This is a genomic window from Sphingobium sp. B11D3A (assembly GCF_025961695.1).
Lineage (GTDB): Bacteria > Pseudomonadota > Alphaproteobacteria > Sphingomonadales > Sphingomonadaceae > Sphingobium.
Genome location: NZ_JAOQOE010000001.1, coordinates 176,776 through 197,288 on the forward strand (window position 1 = coordinate 176,776; position 20,513 = coordinate 197,288).

Sequence of the window (20,513 nt, forward strand, 5' to 3'; positions counted from 1 at the left end):
ATCGATGCACCGATCAGTCGATGCACATAGACCGAACGACCTTGCCGCCGTCGAGTTCGGCAAAGCATCCGAATAATTTGTTGTCAGCCTGGCAATGGCCGGGCGCCTTCTGCTCGTCGAGCGGCAGGGTGCCGTTCTTGCCCGGCTGGGCGAGGCAGCGGCCCTGACAGTCCTTCTTCGAGGCGCAGCTCTTGCCTGCATCCGCATAAGGCACCACGCACATGACGGTCTGCGCGCGTCCCCGTGCCTGCAGCGAGCCGCCCTGGCGGGCGCAACTGTTCAGCTCGGAAGACGGCACGCCATCGACCAGGCCGATCTGCGGCGCGCAGCCTCCCAGAGCGAGCGCCAGGGCGGCGCTCGCCAGCCCGATGCGGATGCGCAGGGCGCCCATCAAAAGGGCAGCGGTCCGTCGAGTTCCTTCACCTGCCACGGCAGGCCATGCTTGTTGAGCATGTCCATGAACGGGTCGGGATCGAGCTGCTCGATGTTGAACACACCAGCGCCGGACCACAGGCCCTGCAGCATCAGCGCCGCGCCGATCATCGCCGGCACGCCGGTGGTGTAGCTCACCGCCTGATTGCCGGTCTCGGCATAGGCGTCCTCATGGTCGCAGATATTGTAGACGTAGAGCGTCTTGTCCTTGCCGTCCTTGCCAAGGCCGGTGGCAATATCGCCGATGTTGGTCTTGCCCTTAGTCGTCGGGCCAAGGCTGGCTGGCTCGGGCAGCACGGCCTTGAGGAACTGCAGCGGGATGATCTCAACGCCATTGTAGATCACCGGGTCAATCCGCGTCATGCCGACATTCTGCAGCACTTCGAGATGCTTGAGATAGGCATCGCCAAAGGTCATCCAGAAGCGGATGCGCTTGATCTCGGGCAGGTGCTTGGCGAGGCTCTCCAGCTCCTCATGGTACATGAGGTACATGTTCTTGGGGCCGACCTGCTCGAAGTCGAAGCTCTGCTTGTAGGAGAGGGCAGGCGTGGTCACCCACGCACCATTCTCCCAGTGCCGCGCGGGCGCAGTTACTTCGCGGATGTTGATCTCCGGATTGAAGTTGGTGGCGAAGTGCTGGCCATGGTCGCCGCCATTGCAGTCCAGAATGTCGAGCGTGTCGATCCGCTCGAAATGATGCTTCTTGAGCCAGCTCGCGAAGACGCTGGTGACGCCCGGGTCGAAGCCGGAGCCGAGCAGCGCCATGAGGCCGGCATCCTTGAACCGGTCCTGATAGGCCCACTGCCAGCTATATTCGAAATGCGCCTCGTCGCGCGGCTCGTAGTTCGCCGTGTCCATATAATTCACGCCGGCCGCGAGGCAGGCATCCATGATCGCGAGGTCCTGATAGGGCAGGGCCAGATTCACGACCAGCTTGGGGCCGATCTGCTTGATCAGCGCGGTCGTTGCGGTCACGTCGTCGGCATCCAGCGCATAGGTGCTGATGGCAACGCCCGTGCGCTCTTTCACGGAGGCGGCAATCGCATCGCATTTGGAGACCGTGCGGCTCGCGAGGTGAATGTCGCTGAAGATGTCCACATTCATCGCCATCTTGTGGACCGCGACCGATCCGACGCCACCTGCGCCGATGACCAGCACCTTGCTCATCTGTTAGTCTCCATGAAGTCGAATCGACAAGCGCCTGCATATAGGGGGGCTCTGTGACAGAACAAGAATTGCTCGATCCGCTTCGTGCGCCGAGCCGCGAAGGCGTGTTGCGCGCGGCGGACAAGATTGCGGCGCTGCTGCCGCCCACGCCGCTTTTGCCTCTGGAGGTCGAGGGGCGGACGATCTGGTGCAAGGCGGACATGCTCCAGCCCATCGGCGCCTTCAAGATCCGGGGTGCATGGCATCGGCTGAGCGATCTGACGGCGGAGCAGCGGGCGCGCGGGGTGGTCGGCGTTTCCAGCGGCAATCACGCGCAGGGCGTGGCTTGGGCCGCCCGGCGGCTTGGCATCGCCGCGACCATCGTGATGCCGAGCAATGCGCCCCGCGCCAAGCTGGCGGCGACCCGGGCGCTGGGCGCCAAGGTGTATCTGTATGATCGCGCGAGCGAGGATCGCGACAGCATCGCTGCCGATCTCGTCGCGAAGACCGGCGCGACCCTCGTTCATGCCTATGGCGATCCGTGGATCATCGAGGGGCAGGGCACGCTCGGGATTGAGGCAACGGCGCAAATGCAGGTGCAGCTCGGGCGCGGACCCGACCGCATCGTTGCCTGCTGCGGGGGCGGGGGCCTCTCTGCCGGTCTCGCGCTGGCCTGCCCGGATGCGGCGCTCTATCTGGCCGAGCCGGAAGGCTATGACGATCTGCTTCGCTCGCTCGCCGTCGGCAGCATCCAGTCGGTGGACGACCTGGCCTTCCCGACCGATTGCGACGCGCTCCAGACTCCACGCACCTTCCCGATTAATTTCGCGGTATTGCAGGGCCGGGCCAGCGGTGGCGCCGCCGTGACGCCGATGGAGGTCGCGCAGGCCATGCGGGTGGTTTTCGAGAAGCTCCATCTGGTCGTCGAGCCCGGCGGCGCTGCGGCGCTGGCTGCCGTGCTCGCGGGCAAGGTGCCGGTGACCGATGCGACGCTGGTCACCCTCTCGGGCGGCAATGTCGACCGGGAGACGTTCACCCGCCTGCTGGAGCTCGCCGACCGGGCGGGCTGAGGCTCACAGCAGCGAATCCACCAGCCGGGCGATGTTCTCGGCGAGCCGCCGGGTGCGCGAGCGGGCGCGCCATGCTGTCGGGGTCAGCGTGGTGGAGGCCGCCAGATAGCCTTCATGAATTGTCAGCACCTGCGCAATCGAGGCGGCGTCGTAGATCAGCAGGCTGGCCTCCTGATTGAGCTGGAACGAGCGCAGGTCGACATTGCTCGATCCCACCACGGCCAGCCGGTCATCGATGCTGAGCGTCTTGGCGTGGAGCAGTTCGTTGGGGAACAGGTGGATCGAGACGCCGGCGTCCAGCAGCTCCTGATAGAAGGAGCTTTGCGAGAGGCGAACGAGCGGCTGATCCGCCACGCGCGAGAGAATGAGGTCGACCTTGACCCCGCGCGCCACCGCTGCGCCCATGGCGCCGAGCACGTCCTCGCCCGGCACGAAATAAGGGCTGACCATGACGACGTGCTGGCACGCCTGATGCAATTGCCAGACCAACAGCGTCTCGAACCCGGCCAGCGGATAGTCCGCCCCGCTCGGGAGCAATTGCAGGCAAGCGGTCCCGGCGGTGTCCGTCGGGGCAGGGGAGGCGCCGGGGGGATCGCCAGACTCCAGCGACCAGTCGGCACGCACCAGCGCCGCCATGCTGGCGACCACCGGCCCCGTCACCCGCGCGACCAGTTCGCGATTGACCACGCCGGGCCGGAAATCGCGCGCGACGATGTTCTGGGAGCCGGCATAGCCGATCCTGTCGTCGATCACGAAGAGCTTGCGATGATTGCGCATGTCGCGCCGGGTTCGCGCCCGGATGAGGCGCAACGGCAGCGTTTCGCACACACGCACCCCCTTGGCGCGCAGCAGCGCCTGCGTCCCGCGCCGCCATGGGCGCGAACCGACCGGATCGAACAGCACCCGCACGTCCAGACCGCGCTGAACGGCCCGGCCAAGCGCGGCGGCCACGCGCTGGCCCACGGCATCGTCGGCGAAGATGTAGACGAGCAGGTGGACGGACTGTTCGGCGGCATCGATATCCGCGACGAGCCGGTCCACGACCGCATCATAGGCGTCGATCAGCGTGATGGCATTGCCGTCGGTGGCGGGCATATGCCCCAAAGTGTGCGCGAGCGCCGCGATGGGCTCCACATCGCCCAGCGCGGGATGATGCCGCTGCTGCGCCTGCGCGGTCGCAGCAAAGAAGGGCTGCAAGGCGCCGAACCGCTCGCGCCGCCACGCCGGGAAGCGCGGACTGCCGATGGCGAGAAACAAGAGCAGGCCAGGCACCGGCAGGAAGAAGATCAGCAGCAGCCACGCCCGCGCCGCCGCAGGTGTCCGCCGCAAGGGCACGACCGCGAGCGCGCCGAGGCGGATGAGCCATTCCAGCGCGTACCAGATCTGATCGAGATGGGGTGATGACCCTGCCATGCCCGATCCTAGCGTGAGCGCTCCGCCAGAGCCAAGACCATTGCACGCAGCCTCGTCACCAATCTGCCATCGCGCGGTCACGGGCCTGACATGCACGGCGCCTAGTGGGGCGTCAGTGGACCATCAGGGGAGCCGTTCATGCCGCATGTCATCGATCGCGCCGTTATCAACCATGAGGCGACCACGCGCGAGGGCCTTCTGGAACGCGCCTTCGCCTTCGCGTTTCGAGGCCTGGTCTATGCGCAGATCTGGGAAGACCCGGTGGTGGACATGGCGGCGCTGGCGATCAAGCCGGAGAGCCATGTCGTGACCATCGCCAGCGGCGGCTGCAATGTGCTCTCCTACCTGACCGCCGATCCGGCCCGCATCACGGCGGTCGATCTCAACACGGCGCATATTGCGCTCAATCGGCTGAAGCAGGTCGCGGCGCAGCAATTGCCCGATTATGCGAGCTTTCGCCGCTTCTTTGCCGAGGCCGACAGCGCGGAGAATCTTCGGGCCTATAAGGCCTATATCCGCCCGCATCTGGACGAGACGGCGCGCCGCTATTGGGAGGGGCGCGATCTGGTGGGGCGGCGCCGCATCGGCATGTTCCGCTCCGGCGCTTACAAGCGCGGGTTGCTCGGCGGCTTCATCGGCGCGGCGCATCTGGTGGCACGGCTGTACCGCATCGATCCGCGCGAATTGCTGGCCGCGCGCGACATGGAGGAGCAGCGCCGCATCTTCGAGGCGCGACTGGCGCCGATCTTCGAGCGCAAGTTCATTCGCTGGCTGACCGACCAGCCCGCCTCGCTCTTCGGCCTCGGCATTCCGCCCGCGCAATATGATGTGCTTGCCGGCGATGAGAAAATGGCTGCGGTGTTGCGCAAGCGGCTTGAGCGGCTCGCCTGCGACTATGATCTTAAAGCCAACTACTTCGCCTGGCAGGCATTTGGTCGTGGATATGGCCGTCATGAGGATGCGCCGCTGCCGCCTTATCTGGAGCGCGCCCATTATGAGGCGGTGAAGCACAGGGCCCGCCGCGTTGATGTGCAGCACGCCAACATGACCGACTGGCTCTCACGCCAGCCGGCTGCGAGCGTCGACCGCTATGTTCTGCTCGATGCGCAGGACTGGATGAGCGATGCGCAACTGACTGCGCTCTGGTACGAGATCAGCCGTACCGCGCGCCCCGATGCGCGGGTGCTCTTCCGCACGGCGGCCGAGCCGAGCCTGCTGCCGGGGCGTTTGCCCGATCCGCTTCTGGAGCGCTGGCATTATCATGGCGAGGACTCGCTGCGCTTCACCCGCGCCGACCGCTCGTCCATTTATGGTGGCGTGCATCTCTACGGTTTGAAGGGCTAGGCGGTGTCGCACATGGACCGCATCGGCGCCGCGAGCGACCGCCATGCGCGCGCGATGGACGCGCAATATGCGCTGCAGCGGCATGTCTACGACATCACCCGCAAATATTATCTGCTGGGGCGGGATCGGCTCATCCGCGATCTGGCCGTGCCGGTTGGCGGATCGGTGCTGGAGATCGGGGTCGGCACCGGGCGTAATCTCGCGCTGGTCGCCCGGCATTATCCGCAGGCGCGGCTCTTCGGTCTCGATATCTCGGCGGAAATGCTCAAATCGGCGCAGCGCAATATTGCGCATGCGGGGGCGCACTCGCGCACCCTGCTGGAGCGCGCCGATGCCGCCCGGTTCGATCCGCAGGCCTTGTTCGGCGAGCCGGGCTTTGACCGGGTCTATATCAGCTACAGCCTCTCGATGATCCCGCAATGGGAGGCGGCGCTCGCGCAGGCGCTCTCGGTCGTCGAACCGGGCGGGTCGCTCCATATCGTCGATTTCGGCCAGCAGGAGCGCTTGCCCGGCTGGTTCCGGGCGGCGTTGCGGGGCTGGCTCGAGCGCTTTCACGTCACGCCGCGCGAGCCGCTCTTTGCCGTGGCCCACGGCCTTGCCGCGAGCTATGGCGCCGACCTGTCCTGCCGCGCCCTGTATCGCGGCTACGCCTGGAGCGTGACGATCCGGCGGTAAACGCCGTCGATTTCGGCTGCGTCCGGGCTGTGCCTGCCTTATGCTGGCGGCCATGGATTTTCATGACCTGATGCTGCGCTATTTCGGCAAGACCGAACTGGAAGAGTTGCCACCCGAGGCGATGGGCGCCGGAATTGAGCGGATGCGCGTCGATTTCGGGCTGGAGAAGGACGCCGGCCGGCGCTTCGGCCTATGGGCGCTGTTGCACATGCTCGGTGGCGCGCCGGACCTGGACGTGGCCTTCAAGGACCCCGCCGAGCGCGAGGCCGCCCGCAATTTCATGGATATGGCCGCGCGGCTCACTGACGCCGACGAAACGGGCTGATGAATTAGCCGAAGCGACGAAGGGCGGTGAGGAAGACTTCGCCATAGGCCTCCAGCTTGCGCTCGCCGACACCGCTGACCAGTGCCATGTCCCGCAGCGACTTGGGGCGGATCGCGGCCATGTCGCGCAAGGTGCTGTCATGGAAGATGACATAAGGCGGCACCCCGGCATCCTGCGCCAGCGTGCGGCGGCACTCGCGTAGCGCCTCGAAAACCGGGTCGTTGACGGGGTTCTCCCCCTTGTCGCGGCCACGCCGGCGCTCCTTCTTCGGCTGGATCACCAGCTCGACGCGCTCCTCGCCCTTGAGATAGCCGCGCGCCGCCGGGCCGAGCGCCAGCCCGCCATGGTCGGTGGTGGTCAGCGCATCATGCACCTGCAGAGCGCGGGCGACCGGCTTGATCAGCGCGGCCTCCTCGCCTTCGATAATGCCGAAGACCGACAGGCGATCATGCCCGCGCTGGGAAATCCGGTCATTACCCCGCCCGGTCAGCACGGCTTCGAGGTGACCGAGGCCAAAGCTCTGGCCGGTGCGGTGGACGGCCGAGAGCAGCTTCTGCGCCGTCAGCGTCGCATCGATGCTGGCGGGGGGCGAGAGGCAATTGTCGCAATTGCCGCAGGTGGGCGGCGGGTTCTCGCCGAAATGGCGCAGCAGTACCGCACGGCGGCACCGCGCGGTTTCCACCAGTGCACCCAGGGCGGCAATGCGCGCGCGCTCGCCGGCCTGACGCTCTGGCTCCACCTCGCTAATCCGCTGGCGCGCCCGCATGAAATCCTCTGCGCCCCACAGCAGCGTCGCCGTTGCGGGATCGCCATCGCGCCCTGCGCGCCCGCTCTCCTGATAATAGCTCTCGATCGACTTGGGCAGGCCGGCATGGACGACGAAGCGCACATCCGGTTTGTCGATGCCCATGCCGAAGGCCACGGTGGCGACCATCACCATCTCCTCGCTGGCGAGGAACGCGGCCTGATTGGCGGCGCGCAGCTCAGCGGGCAGCCCCGCATGATAGGCCAGCACCGGCCGCCCCTTGGCACCGAGCGCCTCGGCAAGCTGCTCGGTCGCGGCGCGGGTTGGCGCATAGATGATGCCCGGGCCGGAATTGGCCGCCAGAATATCGGTGAGCTGACGACGCAGGCCATCGCGCGGCTGCACGAGGTAACGGATATTGGGCCGGTCGAAGCCGGAGATGATTAGCCCCTCGGCCGGAATGCCGAGCTGGGTGAGAATATCCTCGCGGGTGTGGGCATCCGCCGTGGCGGTGAGCGCGAGCCGGGGGACATCGGGAAAGGCGTCCAGTAGTGGGCGCAGCAGGCGGTAATCGGGGCGAAAATCATGGCCCCATTCCGACACGCAATGCGCCTCATCGATCGCGAAGAGGCTGAGGCGCGACCGCTCCAGCAGCGCGCGGAACCCGTCTCCCGAGGCGCGCTCTGGCGCTACGTAGAGCAGGTCCAGCTCGCCGGCAACCAGCCTGTCCTGCGTCTCGCGCCAGTCAGCGTCCACCGACGTGAGGCTCGCCGCGCGGATGCCGAGCGCTCGCGCCGCCCGCAACTGGTCGTGCATCAGCGCGATCAGGGGCGAGACCACGACGCAGCAGCCCGGCAGAGCGAGCGCAGGCAATTGATAACAAAGCGATTTGCCGGCGCCGGTGGGCATGATCGCCAGCGTCGGGCGGCCCGCCAACACCCGGTCCACCACCTGCGCCTGCACGCCCCGAAAGGCCTCGAAGCCAAAGACGCTTCTGAGCAGGGCGGCGGGATCGGCAAGCATCGGGCGGCTATAGGGTGGCGAGGGGTGAGGGGGAAGGGCAGAATGGACCTGCCCGCCGCTCAAGATCTGTCAGCGCAGCAGAACAGGCCGTTGCCGCCAACGGAAAAGCCGCAAAACGGCCGCATCTCGCTCGCTTATGTTTCCTCTGCGCCCTTGCGGCTCAGCGCATATTCCACATGGCTCTCGGCCTCGTGAACGCCGACCGCCCAGCCATTGGAGTGCGCCAAGGCCGGCACATCGATTTTTGCCACCGGATCGTCGGCTAGAAGCAATACGCAATCATGATCGCGCATCGCGCGCGCGGCACGCAGGACGGGCCACGGACATTTCAGTCCGCGGGCGTCGACGCGCGCCGGATCACTTCTTTTTGTCAAATGGGTTCCGTGCGCTACGCAGGTTTAGCCGGATCGGCACGCCCGAAAAGTCGAGCGCCTTGCGGATGCCGTTCACGAGATAGCGACTGTAGCTTTCCGGCACCTCGTCGAGACGCGACCCGAACACCACGAAGGTGGGCGGCCGGCTGCGCGCCTGGGTGATGTAGCGCATCTTGATCCGCTTGCCGCCCGGTGCCGGCGGCGGATTGGCTTCCAGCGCCTCATCGAACCAGCGGTTAAGCAGGCTCGTTGGCACGCGCTGCGACCAGCGGCGGCGGGTATCGAATGCCGCTTGCAGCAGATCGTCAATGCCCTTTCCGGTGGCGCCGGATACAGTGAGCAGCGGCACGCCGCGCACCTGCGCAAGCCCGTCTTCCAGCGCCTTGCGGACGCCCTGATACAGCGACGAGCCATTCTCGGCCACGTCCCACTTGTTGAGCGCGATCACGAGCGCACGGCCCTCGCTCAGAACCTTGTCGGCAATGCGCAGATCCTGCGCCTCAAGCCCAAGCGTGGCGTCGAGCATCAGCACCACGACTTCCGCGAAATCCACGGCATGAAGCGCATCGGCGACAGAGAGCTTCTCCAGCTTCTCCTGCACTTTTGCGCGCTTGCGCATGCCGGCGGTGTCGATCAGCCGCACCGCGCGCGCCACGCCGTCGGGCGCGTGCCAGGTCCAGTCCACGGCGATGCTGTCGCGCGTGATGCCGGCTTCCGGCCCGGTGATCAGCCGCTCTTCGCCCAATATGCGGTTGATGAGCGTGGACTTGCCGGCATTGGGCCGCCCGACGATAGCGAGCTTGAGCGGCGCGCTGTCGTCCAGCTCGTCCTCGTCTCCCACATCATCCTCGTCGCCCTCGACGGGTAGGTCTGGCTCGTCCGCCTCGACATGCGAGCGGATCGCCTGGAACAGGTCGGCAAGACCTTGCCCATGCTCCGCGGAAAAGGCCACAGGCTCATCAAAGCCGAGCGAAAAGGCTTCCATGATGCCGGGATCGGCGGCGCGGCCCTCGGCCTTGTTGGCGAGCAGCACCACCGGCGTGTTCCCGGCGCGCAGCCAGCGGGCGATATGCTCGTCGAGCGGCGTGATGCCCGCGCGCGCGTCGATCATGAACAAGGCGACCGAGGCACCCTGAACCGCCATTTCGGTCTGCGCGCGCATTCGGCCCGGCAGGGTCTGCGCGTCGTCTTCCTCGAAACCGGCGGTATCCACGATGCGGAACTTGAGGCCAAGCAGTTCGGCATCGCCCTCGCGCCGGTCGCGGGTGACGCCGGGCTGGTCATCGACAAGCGCGAGCTTCTTGCCCACCAGCCGGTTGAACAGCGTGGACTTGCCCACATTCGGGCGGCCGACGATGGCGACGACCGGAAGGCTTCCGGCCGGCGTGTCGCGGTCTGGGCGTTGTCTTTTTGCCATCAGCGGAACGCGAGGATGCGTCCCTCGTCCGTCAGCACATAAAGCATGTTGTCCGCGACGATGGGCGGCAGGGTGAGGCCCTGCTTGAGGTCGCGCTCCTGCAGCACTTTGCCGCTCGTCGGATCGACAAATGCCATCGCGCCTTCGGTGGAGACGAGGATGAGCTTGCCGCCCGCGAGGATCGGGCCGCGCCAACGGATTGGGCCGGTCTTCTTCTTCGGCTTGCGCCATGCCGGCAGATCACTGATCCACCGGATCTTGCCAGTGGCACGCGTGATGGCGAGCAGCTGGGACTTGTCGGTCACCACGAACACCCAGTCGCTCACCACCAGCGGCGTCGCGATACCGCCGATGTTCAGCTCCCACAGGCGCTGCCCGCTCACCAGTTCATAGGCTGCCATGCGGCCGCCTTCGCCAATGGCAAACACCTGGCCCCGGTCGACCACCGGGTCGGCGTCAATATCGGTCAGCATGGCGACCGAAGTGGAGATGCTGGTGCGGCTGAGCGCATCGCCCCACAAGGCGCGGCCGTTCTCGTAGCGATAGGCCGTCAGTTCGCCCGAGCTATAGCCAGCGATCACCGAACCCTGCGCCGCCGCCGGAGCGCCGACGCCGAACACGCCCGTCGCTTCCAGCGTGCCGCTGTCCGTCCACACGACCGCGCCATCTGCCTGCGAGAGCGCGAAGAGCTGGTTGTCCTGGCTCATCACATAGGCATTGCCGTTGGAGAGCGTGGGTGCACCGCGCAGCGGGCCGCCAGGCTGCACCTTCCAGATCTCGGCGCCGTCCGCGACATTCAGCGCGGCAACGGACCCGGCGCCGGACGTGGCGAACAAACGGTCGCCCTCGACACTGACGCCGCCACCGAACTGCACCTGCGAAGGCTGATTGGGCGAGCGAATGCTCTTCGACCAGAGCCGCGCGCCTGTCTTGGCGTCGAAGGCGGAGACCGTCGCATCGGTGTCGATCACGAACAGCTTGCCGCCTGCGACGACCGGCGCTGCGGCCAGCCGGCTGCGCGAGCCGCCACCGGTCACCGATGCCGACCAGGCCTGCTGGATATTGTCGCCGAGCGCGACATGGCCGATGGCCTTGGCGGCATTGCCACCCGATTGCGCCCAAGCGGGGTTAACGACCGGGGGCGGCAGTGTGACCGGGAGCGACGCAACAGCATCGTCCACGGCCAGCACATTGTTGCTGCCGAGGATGGAGGTGCGGTCGCCATGCACGGGGGTCTTGGGGCCGCTCTTCCCGCCGCATCCGGTCAGGAGCAGCAGGGCCGCAGGAATGCCGATCCAGGCGGCGCGATATGATGTGGGATTACGCATCCTCGTGGGTTTCTCTTTCAATGGAATCAGGAGGCAGGCGTGTCAGCGGTCGGCCCGGCTTGCCGGGGCGTCGTCGCCGATCCAAGCATGCTGGCCATCTGTCCGGCGCGCAGCTTGATGGATTCAGGCACCAGTGGATCGTTGGCCATCTCGTTGAAGATCTTGCCGGCCTGATCGCGCTGGCCGGCCTTGAGATGGGCGATGGCGGTCAGTTCACCGGCGCTGCCGAACCAGCTATTGCCCGGCACCGCCAGCGGCTTGAGCGCGGCGATCACGTCCTGCGGCTTCATGCTGTCGAAGGCGAGGGCAGTCCGGCGCATCAGTGCGGCGTCCTTTGTCGCGGCCGGGGCCTGCGCGTCGGCCAGAATGGCATCATAGGCGGCAAGCGCGGTCTTGGGGTCATTGCGACCGCCCGCCAGTGCGGCCCGGAGCATTTCCGCCTGCGCGCGATAACCCGGGCCACCTTCGGTCATGATCTGCTTGTACACCCCGTCATCCAGCGTGGCCCGCTGGGCAGCGCTCATCAGCCGGGCGAACTGCTCGCCGTTGGCCTCGGCTTTCTGGGTCTGGTGGTGCTGCCAGTAGAGCCAGCCGCCAAAGGCAGCGAGGCCAAGCACGACGACGGCGATGACCAGACGGCCGTAATTTTTCCAGAAGGATAGCAGATCGTCCTGTCGCACGGCATCGTCGATCTCGCGGAGCAGGGCCTCGTTCTGATGTGGCGTCAGGGCCAAGTCTCTATCTCCAGTCGGCTGAAAAAGCGCAGGGGCGCATGAAGGGATTTTGTGGCCGCGGACCTTAGCGGCGGATGAACTCCGCGCAAATCACTTTTTGGCGCCATAAAGCTGGGCCTCGCCGGGGAAGCTGCGCGCGCGCACCTCCTGCGCATATTGGGCCGCGGCATCGCTGATCGTCCCGGCAAGATCGGCATAGCGCTTCACGAAGCGCGGCGTGCGCTCGAACATGCCGAGGAGGTCTTCGGTCACCAGCACCTGCCCGTCGCAGGCTGCCGAGGCGCCGATGCCGATGGTGGGGCAGGGCACGTCTCCCGTGATCTCGATAGCCAGTTCCTCGATGACGCCCTCGATCACCATCGCAAAGCAGCCGGCAGCGGCGACGGCGCGGGCATCGTTACGGATTTTGGCGGCCTCGGCGGCATCGCGGCCGCGCGGTCCATAGCCGCCGAGCGCGTTCACCGCCTGCGGCGTGAGCCCGACATGGGCGCAGACCGGGATGCCCCGCTCGCTCAGAAAGGCGATGGTCGGCGCCATAGCCTCGCCGCCTTCCAGCTTCACGCCGGCAGCGCCGGTTTCCTTCATCAGGTGGGCTGCGCTCGCGAAGGCCTGCTCAGGGGAGGCCTCATAGCTCCCGAACGGCATGTCGATGATGACGGCGCTGTGATAGCTGCCGCGCACGACCGCAGCGCCATGGGCGGCCATCATCTCGAGCGTGACGGGCACGGAGGACGGCAGGCCGTAGATCACCTGCCCGAGCGAGTCGCCCACCAGCAGCAGGTCGCAATGGGGATCGAGCAACTGCGCCTGCCGCGCCGTGTAGGCGGTCAGCATCACGATTGGCGAGTCGGTCACCCCATCGACTTTGCGCGCGCGGATGGCGGGAATGGTCAGCCGACGCATCGGCGCCGGCGTGGGGTTCGCCCGGCTGGTCGCCGTATCGAGGGTGTAAGTGGCGGACATGGCCGCGCTTTAGCGCAACCGCGGGGGTTCGCCTAGGCTGCGCGGGTCAAACCCACAAATATGCTCGCCTCAGAGGGGGGGCTGGGGGTGGTGGCGATGCGCCAGCATCGCAAACTTAGCAAGTGGCCGCGCGGGCGCAACCCCACCCCAACCCCTCCTCTGAAGAGGAGGGGCTAAATCTGCTCGATTTTGAATTGAGGCGGCGCGCTGTCCGCAAACGCTCACTTCTTATCGACAGCACCTTGGGCCGCATCGCCCACATCCTGCGCTGCATCGCCGACTTGCTGCGCCGCCGTGGACACAGCGTCGTTCTTGTTATCCTGGCTCTGCAGCAGGAAGTAGCCGCCCACCGCGAGGATCAGCAGTGCCACGATCGCAATGATCGCGGTTGCGCTGCCGCCGCTCGAGCGCTCGACGATTACCGTTTTGGGTTCTTCGGCCATGTCATCCTCCACCTGATTGATGGCGGAGAAACGATCATCCCGCGGCGCGGTTCCGGTCAGAGGAAGGCGCTGAGGCGTCCCCGCAGCTTGTCGAGCGCAGATTTCTTGATTTGGCACACCCGGGCCGCGCCGATATCGAGCGTCAGCCCGATTTCCTCAAGGTTCATCTCTTCGACGAAGTAGAGCTGCAGCACCATCGCCTCGCGCTCGGGCAATTCCTTGATGCAGGCGGAAACCGCGCGCTTGAGGGATTCCCGCTCCAGCACTTCCTCGGCGCCCTCGGTTGCATCGGCGAACCACATCGACTGGTCCGAATAGACCTCGTCCATGCTCTGATGCTGCGCCATGTCCGTCCCATCGGCAAGCTCGCGCCAGCCGGCAGCATCAAGACCGAGATGCGCGGCGACTTCGCTATCCGCGGGCGGCCGCCCGAAGCGTTGCTCCAGCGCGCGACGGGCATCCTGAATGGTCTTGCGGCGCGCCATCGCCGAGCGACACAGGGTCGCATGGCGGCGCAGATGGTCGATCATCGCGCCGCGCACGCGCATTTGCGCATAGGTCGCAAAGCCGAAGCCGCGATCCTCGAAGCTATTGGCCGCCTCGACCAGCGCGACCATGCCGATCTGCAGCAGATCCTCGATCTCGATCGCGCTGGAGACGCGGCCATGGACATGCCAGGCGATCTTGCGCACCAGCGGCATATATTGCTGCGCCAGCTGATCCGGTGAGACACCGGGCCGGCGACCATAAGTCAGGGCTGCAACCTCAAGCTGTGCGCTGTGCATGGGTCTCATCTATGCTGAAAGGTTTAACCGGGAATTTCCGAGCAGGGCGGAGGCGTGTGCGGATTATGCTGCGCAACATCGTCATGCCGCCTGCAGCCGCTCGACCTGGTGGATGCGTGTCTCGTTGCCGACCACCGCCACGACTTCCACGGCCTTGCCATCCGGGATTTCCAGGAAGGAGAGCACCGGAACGTCGGGCAGATGCGGGCGGAACAGGCGGGAGAGGGCGCGACGCGCCACCGGTGAGGTCACGATCGCAAAGTTGCGGGCCTGTGCCATCAGCGGACGGGCCGCCTCGCTCACCTGTTCGATGAGGCGCTGGGCCAGCGCCGGTTCGATGGGGTGATGGGCATCGGCGCCGACGCGCATGGCCTGCGCGAGCAGGCCTTCCAGCTCGCCATCCAGCGTGAGCACCGGGAGCGGCGCTTTCACTGGCACGATGCTCTGGATGATCAGCGAGCCGATGCGCTGGCGGACCGCCTCGATAAGCGCGTCGGTGGACATGTCCCCGCGCGCAACGATCACCATGGCTTCGGCGATACGACGGAAGTCCTTGAGCGGAATGCCCTCAATGAGCAGCCCGCGGCACAGCGCGGCGATCTGCGCGAGGCTCAACGGATTGGGCGTCAGGCCCTCGACAAGTTGCGGCGTCACTTCACGCAGTGTGTCGAGCAGCTTCTTGGCCTCGTCCATGCCGAACAGCTCAGCGGCGTTCTGCAGGATGAGATGATTGATATGCGTGGCGATCACCGTCGACGGGTCGACGACGGTATAGCCGGAGACGACCGCTTCGCTGCGCCGCTCCATCGGAATCCACACCGCGTCCAGCCCGAAGGTCGGGTCCTGCGCGGCGCGACCCTCGATCCGCTGGGTGATGTCGCCGCTGTCGAGCGCCAACAGGCTATCGGGGAAAATCTCGTCCTCGCCCACCACCACACCGGCGATGGTGATGCGATACTGGTTCGGGCCAAGCGCGAGATTGTCCTTCACCCGGATCATCGGCACCACAAAGCCCAGTTCGCGCGAGAGCTGGCGGCGAATGCCGGTGATCCGGCCGATCAGCGGCGCCTCCTTGCGCTCATCAACCAGCGAGATCAGGCCATAGCCGATCTCCAGGCCAAGCGCGGCGCCGTCGGAGACGTCGCTCCACTCGATGTGGGCAGGATTTTCGACCACCGCCGGTTCCGCCGGTGCCTCGCTGCGGGCCTTGGCGGCCTTGCGCAGTTTCCACGCGATGAACCAGGCGAGGCCGGCGGCGGGCAGGATGATGAGGTGCGGCATGCCCGGTACGATGCCGAGCACGGTGAGAATACCCGCAACCGGAACCCAGGCGCGGCTGTGGCCGAACTGGCTGGAGATCTGGCCGGAGAGATCATGCTCGGACGTGACACGGGTCACGATCGCGGCTGCGGCAATGGAGAGCAGCAGCGCCGGCACCTGCGCCACGAGCGCGTCGCCAATGGCCAGCAGGATGTAGGTCTGCGCGGCTTGCCCGATGGAGAGGTCATGGCTGACCAGACCCAGGGTGATGCCGCCAAGGATATTGATGACGAGGATCAGCACACCGGCGACGGCGTCGCCCTTCACGAACTTGGAGGCACCGTCCATCGAGCCGTAAAAGTCAGCTTCGGTCGCGACTTCCTGCCGGCGGACCTTGGCCTGCTCGGCGGTCAGCAGGCCGGCGTTGAGATCGGCATCGATGGCCATCTGCTTGCCGGGCAGGGCATCGAGGGTGAAGCGGGCAGACACTTCCGACACGCGGCCCGCGCCCTTGGTGATCACCACAAGGTTGATGATCATCAGGATCGCGAACACGAAGATGCCGACGACATAATCGCCGCCGATCATGAAATTGCCGAATGCCTCGATCACATGGCCGGCCGCATCCGATCCGTTGTGACCGTTAACCAGCACAATGCGCGTCGAGGCGACGTTGAGCGCCAGGCGAAGCAGCGTGGCCAGCAGCAGCACGGTCGGAAAGCTGGAGAAATCGAGCGGTTTGGCGGCGTTCAGCGCGATCATCAGCACCGCAAGGCTGATCATGATGTTGCCGACGAAGCCGATATCCAGCAGCAGCACCGGCACCGGCACCACCATGAACATGACGAGCAGCAGGATGGCGAAGGGCAGGGCTGCCCCGCGCGCCGAGTTCTTCCAGATGCTGCCGTTGATGTCGTTGCGCGTCATGGTTGGCGATTACCTTCCGAGGGTGGCGAGCATGAGGTAGGCAAGCCGCGCGGTTTCGGCGCGCGGTGCGAATTCGGGATAGGGCTGCTTTTCGCTCAGTGTCTGGTTCATCGTCAGCCGCTCCTGCGCGATGCGGACATAGTCGGCGGGCATCACGGTCTGCGTGCCGTCCATCGCCATATCGCTTGCCGCACTGCCGGCGGCCTGACCGCCCACCGCCAGCTTCTGCGCGAAGCTCGCGCGGATGTCCGTCAGGCTGCGGGCATTGCCCTGCCGGTCGAAGAACACCGAGGCATTGGCCCGCGCGGCGGCGGGAAACAGAGCCGCTCCGGAGGCGTCGGGCGCCTGCGCCATCGTCGTAAGGAATTTCGCTGCGCCACCTGCACCGAGGAAATGGGCGAGGTAGAGATCGACCGCCTCGGCCGGTCGGCCGATCCGCTCTTCAAGATAGGCGCGATTGTCGGTGGCGAGTTCCGCCGCCATGATCGAGGCCGTCTCGGGATGATTGCGCAGGTCGAGGATCTGCTGGCGCAGGGCCGGGTCCGAAACCACGTACCGCCCGTTCGCCGTGCGCTCGATGGCGTTGGACGCCCAGTCCATGCCGTATTTCGCGCCATGGTCGTTGACGATGGAAAGCCAGCTCTGGTCGATAAACTGGTAGAGGCCGGTCGCACTAGAGGTGCGCGCGCGCGCCGTCGGGTTCAGCGCGCTTTCCACATGCGCCTGGCTCATCAGATAATTGAAATCCACACCGGTGCGACTGCTGGCCTTGGCAATGGCCTGCGTCACCCTGGCGGCATTGCTGCCCTGGGCCGAGTTGGTGGTCAGTCCATTCACGGACATGGCGACTAATGATCTCCCGTTGGTACCGGGGATCAAAAAGCAAGATGCGTGCCAGAATTGGTTAACGGCGGATCGGGATTTTTGGGGCGATCACGACGCGCGGCGACAGGCCCACAGGGCGCACTGGGCTTGGTAGGAAAGTACGAATATCCGGGGGCGAGGCCGAAGCCTCAGCCGGCGCGCTGGTACAGCGGCTGCGGCACATCCAGATCGCGATCGGCGATCGCGCCGTGCATCTGCGTGGTCATATCGCCGAGCAGGCAGGCGAGCATCCGCGAAGAATCCAGCTCCTCGATCAGGTCGCTAAATCGCGCCTTGATCGCAGGATCACGCTCCCAGGTCTCGATGGATTTGATCGCATCGAGCGAGATGCGGAACAGGTCCATTGCCGTTTCGATGGCCTGCGGGTCGGCGCTTTGCATGGCGACCCGGAGCGAACCGGTCGCGGCCGCGAAATTCTCGATGATGGACAGGTTCATTTGGGGCACGTTCAGGCGCGCAGATGAGGAAGATCGAGGTCGATCATGCGATCGGCGATCTTGTCGGCATCGACCGGATATTGGCCCGAAGCAATGGCCTGCTTGACGCGGTTGATCCGGTCCATGTCCACCGGGGCGCCCTGCGCGGCCATGCGCGCGGCGGGGGTGGCTGCCGATTCCGCCGCTTTCGCGGGCGCGGGCTCGGCGCTGACTGGCGCAGCGGAGCGGGCTTGTGCAGCGTCGCGCAGCTTGGCTGCCTCTACTGCGGCGCTCGTCGCCTGGCCAACAGACTTGATCATTCCAACGTCCTTTCTGTCCAATCCGTACTATAAACGGATCAGTTCAGGAAAGTTTAAATGCCGGGGATACGAACAACACCCGTCCGCTCGACACGGGCCATGACAGGCGTGGCGCGCGGTTCTTCCCGCACGCGGATCAGCGCACCGGGCGCGCCGTCTTCATCCGCGATCATCATGCGGGAAATGCTGAAGCTCTCATTACCCGCGACCAGCTGAACTGGATCGCCCTTCTTGACGACCGGCGCGCCGCTCGCGGTCTCGGAAAAACGGCCGTTTTGCTGAGGATTGCCGGCCTGCCGGTTGACCAGCAGCGGCACGCGGATGCGCCAGCCGAGGCTGGGGCAGGCAACCGTCGCGGCGTTCATCTGCGGGGTTTCGACCGTCGGTGTCTGCGGGCAGGGTGCCAGTTTCAGGCGGCGATCGATGGGCGCCAGTGGGCCGCCCGGCTGGCCGAGATTGGCGCCGAGGCTGGCCGCAACCAGGCTGTCCAGCCGGTCCAGATTCTCGAAACTCTGCGCCTTCGCCGGCGCGTGGATGCTGGTAAGCGCGATCGCGCTGAGCAGCAGGGCTGCGATGAGGGCAGCGCGCTTTGGGAAGGTCAGGCGTTCAATCGTCACGTCACTTGCTCCGATGCATGGTCGGAACAAACACAGCAAGGTCCGTGCCAGACGCATGTTACGGGTCGGTTTCGGCCAGTTCGGTGATCCTGATAGTCTGCTTGCCGGGCGCGCTGGCGTCGGGACGTTCGGCGAGGCCCGCGATCCGCAGGCGCTTCTCCGGCACTCCGGCGGCGACCAGGGTGCGGGCGACGGCGCCGAGGCGCGCTGCCGCCAGATCCCAGGCGTCGAAGCGATGATCGCCGGAGTCGAGGCCAATGGACTGAATTCGCACGACCTTGTTCTCGTGCACGATGGGTTCTGTCGCTTTCAGCAGAGCGGCGCGACCGGCAGGGTTGAGCAGAGCCTCGCCCGGCTCGAACAGCTCTTGCGCGACCAAATTGGCCTGGCGCGGCGCCTCGAACGCGCCGAAATAGCTGCCAATCCCGGCCAGGGCCGTCTCACGCGTGGTCTGGTTGGATTGCAGCAGGGCGAAGAAGGCGAGCAGCAGCAGGCACAGGTCCGCGAAGCTCAGCGCCCAGCGCGCGCGGCTCTGGCGCGGCTGCGCCGACATCAGGCGACCTCGCGAATGCTGGCACGCTGGAACGGATTGGCTTCCCGGCGGGCGATGGCGATCATCCGGTCCGCCATGGCCTGCTGCCAGCCAATCTCCCGCTCGGAGAGTGCGGACAGGCGGTTGGCGATGGGCCCGGCGATGGCGTTGGCGAGGATCAGGCCGTGCAGCGTTGTCATCAGCGCCAGCGCCATGAACGGGCCGATAGCTGCGGGGTCGCTCATCTGCGCAAACATGCCGATCAGGCCGACGATCGTGCCGGCCATGCCGACGGCCGGCGCGGCATCGGCCAGCGCATTCCAGAAGGCGATGACCCGCCCGTGACGGGCACGGCGATCATGGATCGCCTGATGGACCCAGAGCGCGAAATGCTCGGCATCTGCGGCATTGGCGAGGGTGGTAAGGGTCTGGTTGACGAAGGGGTGGGTGCTTTCCAGTCGGTCGGCGCGGGCCAGGCCCTTGAGCTGCGCGACGGCCTCGACCTTGAACAGCAGCGCGCGGGCATTGTCGCGTTCATCATCCGGGCGCGCGGTCAGCAGCGGGCGTAGGGAAGCCAGGGCGCGAAAACCCGTGCCGAACCCGACCTGCGCCAGTGCGATCATGATCGCGCCGCCCAGCACCATCAATAGGGGCAGCGGCGCGAAGACGTGGCCGAGAATATCCAACCCCACAACATCCGACATGGTCCCGCTCATCCCCCCATGCTGCCGGGCGCACGTGCGCACCGGCAAAACTCTGCCGCCAACCGGCAAAACATTGCCACCCTTGCCGCCCGCCTGCGCAAAGGGCGCGGAAATCCTCATGTCCGCGCGGCCTCAGCCGGCGGCAATTTGGTTTGGCACGGCATTTGCAATCCATACCCGTGGGCATGGGTCGTGCCGGAACCGGACCAGTTTCAACCGGTCAGAACGGATGCGGCCCACGGACTTTTAGGGAAGGCACGAAAAAATGTCGTTCGACGACGCATTGTTCGGCATCCATGGCAAGGCACTGGCGCTGCGCTCGCAGCGGCTGGAGCTGCTTGCCTCCAATATCGCGAACGCCTCGACCCCCGGATACAAGGCGCGCGACATCGATTTCGAGAAGGCGCTCGCCAGCGCCACCAGCCAGCAGGGCTCGGTGACCGGCGCGCTCGAAACGGCAATGGGCTATCGCGTGCCACTGCAGGCGAGCAGCGATGGCAACACCGTCGAGATGTCGACCGAGCAGACGCTCTTTGCGGAGAATGCGGTGAAGTACCGCACCACGCTTTCCTTCCTTGAGGGCCGGCTCAACACCATCACGCGCGCGCTGCGAGGAGAATGAGCATGGACAAGCC

At 66.0% G+C, this 20,513-nt stretch carries 23 protein-coding genes; 5 read left to right on the forward strand and 18 right to left on the reverse strand.

Annotated features, from left to right (window positions below; translation table 11 throughout):
• Positions 1–13: 13 nt before the first annotated feature.
• Both M2332_RS00870 and M2332_RS00875 read right to left on the reverse strand, forming a co-directional pair.
• Entirely contained in the window at positions 14–391 is a 378-nt protein-coding gene (locus M2332_RS00870) for a hypothetical protein (RefSeq protein ID WP_264572593.1), read from the reverse strand.
• Positions 391–1,599, reverse strand: coding sequence for a saccharopine dehydrogenase family protein (locus M2332_RS00875; protein ID WP_264572594.1), 1,209 nt, complete (start codon positions 1,597–1,599; stop codon positions 391–393). Before M2332_RS00875 ends, M2332_RS00870 begins: the two co-directional genes overlap by 1 nt.
• Positions 1,600–1,652: 53 nt before the next feature.
• On the opposite strand from M2332_RS00875, the gene M2332_RS00880 reads away from it, so the two are divergent.
• A complete protein-coding gene (locus tag M2332_RS00880; protein ID WP_264572595.1) occupies positions 1,653–2,648 on the forward strand; it encodes a threonine/serine dehydratase in 996 nt (331 codons plus the stop codon).
• Between the two features lie 3 nt (positions 2,649–2,651).
• Here the strand turns inward: M2332_RS00880 and cls are convergent, their stop codons facing one another.
• Positions 2,652–4,061: a cardiolipin synthase gene (gene cls / locus M2332_RS00885; RefSeq protein WP_264572596.1), complete on the reverse strand. Its 1,410-nt coding sequence runs from the start codon at positions 4,059–4,061 to the stop codon at positions 2,652–2,654.
• A 138-nt stretch (positions 4,062–4,199) separates the two neighbouring features.
• On the opposite strand from cls, the gene M2332_RS00890 reads away from it, so the two are divergent.
• Genes M2332_RS00890 through M2332_RS00900 form a run of 3 tightly spaced genes read left to right on the forward strand, consistent with a single transcriptional unit; the run spans position 4,200 to position 6,405 of the window.
• On the forward strand, positions 4,200–5,405 hold the full coding sequence (locus M2332_RS00890; RefSeq protein ID WP_264572597.1) for a DUF3419 family protein: 1,206 nt from the start codon (positions 4,200–4,202) through the stop codon (positions 5,403–5,405).
• A gap of 12 nt (positions 5,406–5,417) precedes the next feature.
• On the forward strand, positions 5,418–6,080 hold the full coding sequence (locus tag M2332_RS00895; protein WP_413715930.1) for a class I SAM-dependent methyltransferase: 663 nt from the start codon (positions 5,418–5,420) through the stop codon (positions 6,078–6,080).
• Between the two features lie 52 nt (positions 6,081–6,132).
• Positions 6,133–6,405, forward strand: a complete 273-nt coding sequence (locus tag M2332_RS00900) for a hypothetical protein (RefSeq protein WP_264572598.1) — start codon at positions 6,133–6,135, stop codon at positions 6,403–6,405.
• 4 nt (positions 6,406–6,409) lie between these two features.
• Here M2332_RS00900 and recQ read toward each other — a convergent pair whose 3' ends face one another.
• The 15 genes from recQ to M2332_RS00975 form a co-directional block, all read right to left on the reverse strand.
• Positions 6,410–8,173: a DNA helicase RecQ gene (gene recQ, locus M2332_RS00905; protein ID WP_264572599.1), complete on the reverse strand. Its 1,764-nt coding sequence runs from the start codon at positions 8,171–8,173 to the stop codon at positions 6,410–6,412.
• 134 nt (positions 8,174–8,307) lie between these two features.
• On the reverse strand, positions 8,308–8,547 hold the full coding sequence (locus M2332_RS00910; protein WP_264572600.1) for a sulfurtransferase TusA family protein: 240 nt from the start codon (positions 8,545–8,547) through the stop codon (positions 8,308–8,310).
• Complete coding sequence (gene der, locus M2332_RS00915) at positions 8,531–9,964, reverse strand: ribosome biogenesis GTPase Der (protein WP_264572601.1); 1,434 nt, start codon at positions 9,962–9,964, stop codon at positions 8,531–8,533. The genes M2332_RS00910 and der overlap by 17 nt, the downstream gene beginning before the upstream one ends.
• Positions 9,964–11,292: a PQQ-binding-like beta-propeller repeat protein gene (locus M2332_RS00920; protein WP_264572602.1), complete on the reverse strand. Its 1,329-nt coding sequence runs from the start codon at positions 11,290–11,292 to the stop codon at positions 9,964–9,966. The genes der and M2332_RS00920 overlap by 1 nt, the downstream gene beginning before the upstream one ends.
• Before the next feature lie 26 nt (positions 11,293–11,318).
• Positions 11,319–12,026, reverse strand: coding sequence for a tetratricopeptide repeat protein (locus M2332_RS00925; RefSeq protein WP_264572603.1), 708 nt, complete (start codon positions 12,024–12,026; stop codon positions 11,319–11,321).
• A 90-nt stretch (positions 12,027–12,116) separates the two neighbouring features.
• Complete coding sequence (gene panB / locus M2332_RS00930; RefSeq protein ID WP_264572604.1) at positions 12,117–12,989, reverse strand: 3-methyl-2-oxobutanoate hydroxymethyltransferase; 873 nt, start codon at positions 12,987–12,989, stop codon at positions 12,117–12,119.
• A gap of 221 nt (positions 12,990–13,210) precedes the next feature.
• Positions 13,211–13,432 (reverse strand): hypothetical protein, encoded by a 222-nt coding sequence (locus M2332_RS00935; RefSeq protein ID WP_264572605.1) that lies wholly within the window; start codon positions 13,430–13,432, stop codon positions 13,211–13,213.
• A 56-nt stretch (positions 13,433–13,488) separates the two neighbouring features.
• Positions 13,489–14,217 carry a FliA/WhiG family RNA polymerase sigma factor gene (locus M2332_RS00940; protein ID WP_264572606.1) on the reverse strand — a complete coding sequence of 243 codons (729 nt, stop codon included), beginning with the start codon at positions 14,215–14,217 and terminating at the stop codon, positions 13,489–13,491.
• Between the two features lie 81 nt (positions 14,218–14,298).
• Entirely contained in the window at positions 14,299–16,404 is a 2,106-nt protein-coding gene (gene flhA / locus M2332_RS00945) for a flagellar biosynthesis protein FlhA (protein WP_264570072.1), read from the reverse strand.
• Positions 16,405–16,413: 9 nt separating this feature from the next.
• On the reverse strand, positions 16,414–17,241 hold the full coding sequence (locus M2332_RS00950; RefSeq protein ID WP_413715970.1) for a transglycosylase SLT domain-containing protein: 828 nt from the start codon (positions 17,239–17,241) through the stop codon (positions 16,414–16,416).
• Between the two features lie 176 nt (positions 17,242–17,417).
• Positions 17,418–17,726 carry a hypothetical protein gene (locus M2332_RS00955; protein WP_181559394.1) on the reverse strand — a complete coding sequence of 103 codons (309 nt, stop codon included), beginning with the start codon at positions 17,724–17,726 and terminating at the stop codon, positions 17,418–17,420.
• A gap of 11 nt (positions 17,727–17,737) precedes the next feature.
• Positions 17,738–18,025, reverse strand: a complete 288-nt coding sequence (gene flgM / locus M2332_RS00960) for a flagellar biosynthesis anti-sigma factor FlgM (RefSeq protein WP_264570074.1) — start codon at positions 18,023–18,025, stop codon at positions 17,738–17,740.
• Between the two features lie 53 nt (positions 18,026–18,078).
• On the reverse strand, positions 18,079–18,636 hold the full coding sequence (locus M2332_RS00965) for a flagella basal body P-ring formation protein FlgA (RefSeq protein WP_413715971.1): 558 nt from the start codon (positions 18,634–18,636) through the stop codon (positions 18,079–18,081).
• Between the two features lie 64 nt (positions 18,637–18,700).
• Positions 18,701–19,195, reverse strand: a complete 495-nt coding sequence (locus M2332_RS00970) for an OmpA family protein (protein ID WP_264572608.1) — start codon at positions 19,193–19,195, stop codon at positions 18,701–18,703.
• Positions 19,195–19,878 (reverse strand): motility protein A, encoded by a 684-nt coding sequence (locus tag M2332_RS00975; protein ID WP_264572609.1) that lies wholly within the window; start codon positions 19,876–19,878, stop codon positions 19,195–19,197. The genes M2332_RS00970 and M2332_RS00975 overlap by 1 nt, the downstream gene beginning before the upstream one ends.
• Positions 19,879–20,143: 265 nt before the next feature.
• Here M2332_RS00975 and flgB point away from each other — a divergent pair, with 265 nt between their 5' ends.
• Positions 20,144–20,500 carry a flagellar basal body rod protein FlgB gene (gene flgB / locus M2332_RS00980; RefSeq protein ID WP_264572610.1) on the forward strand — a complete coding sequence of 119 codons (357 nt, stop codon included), beginning with the start codon at positions 20,144–20,146 and terminating at the stop codon, positions 20,498–20,500.
• Positions 20,501–20,513 lie beyond the last annotated feature (13 nt).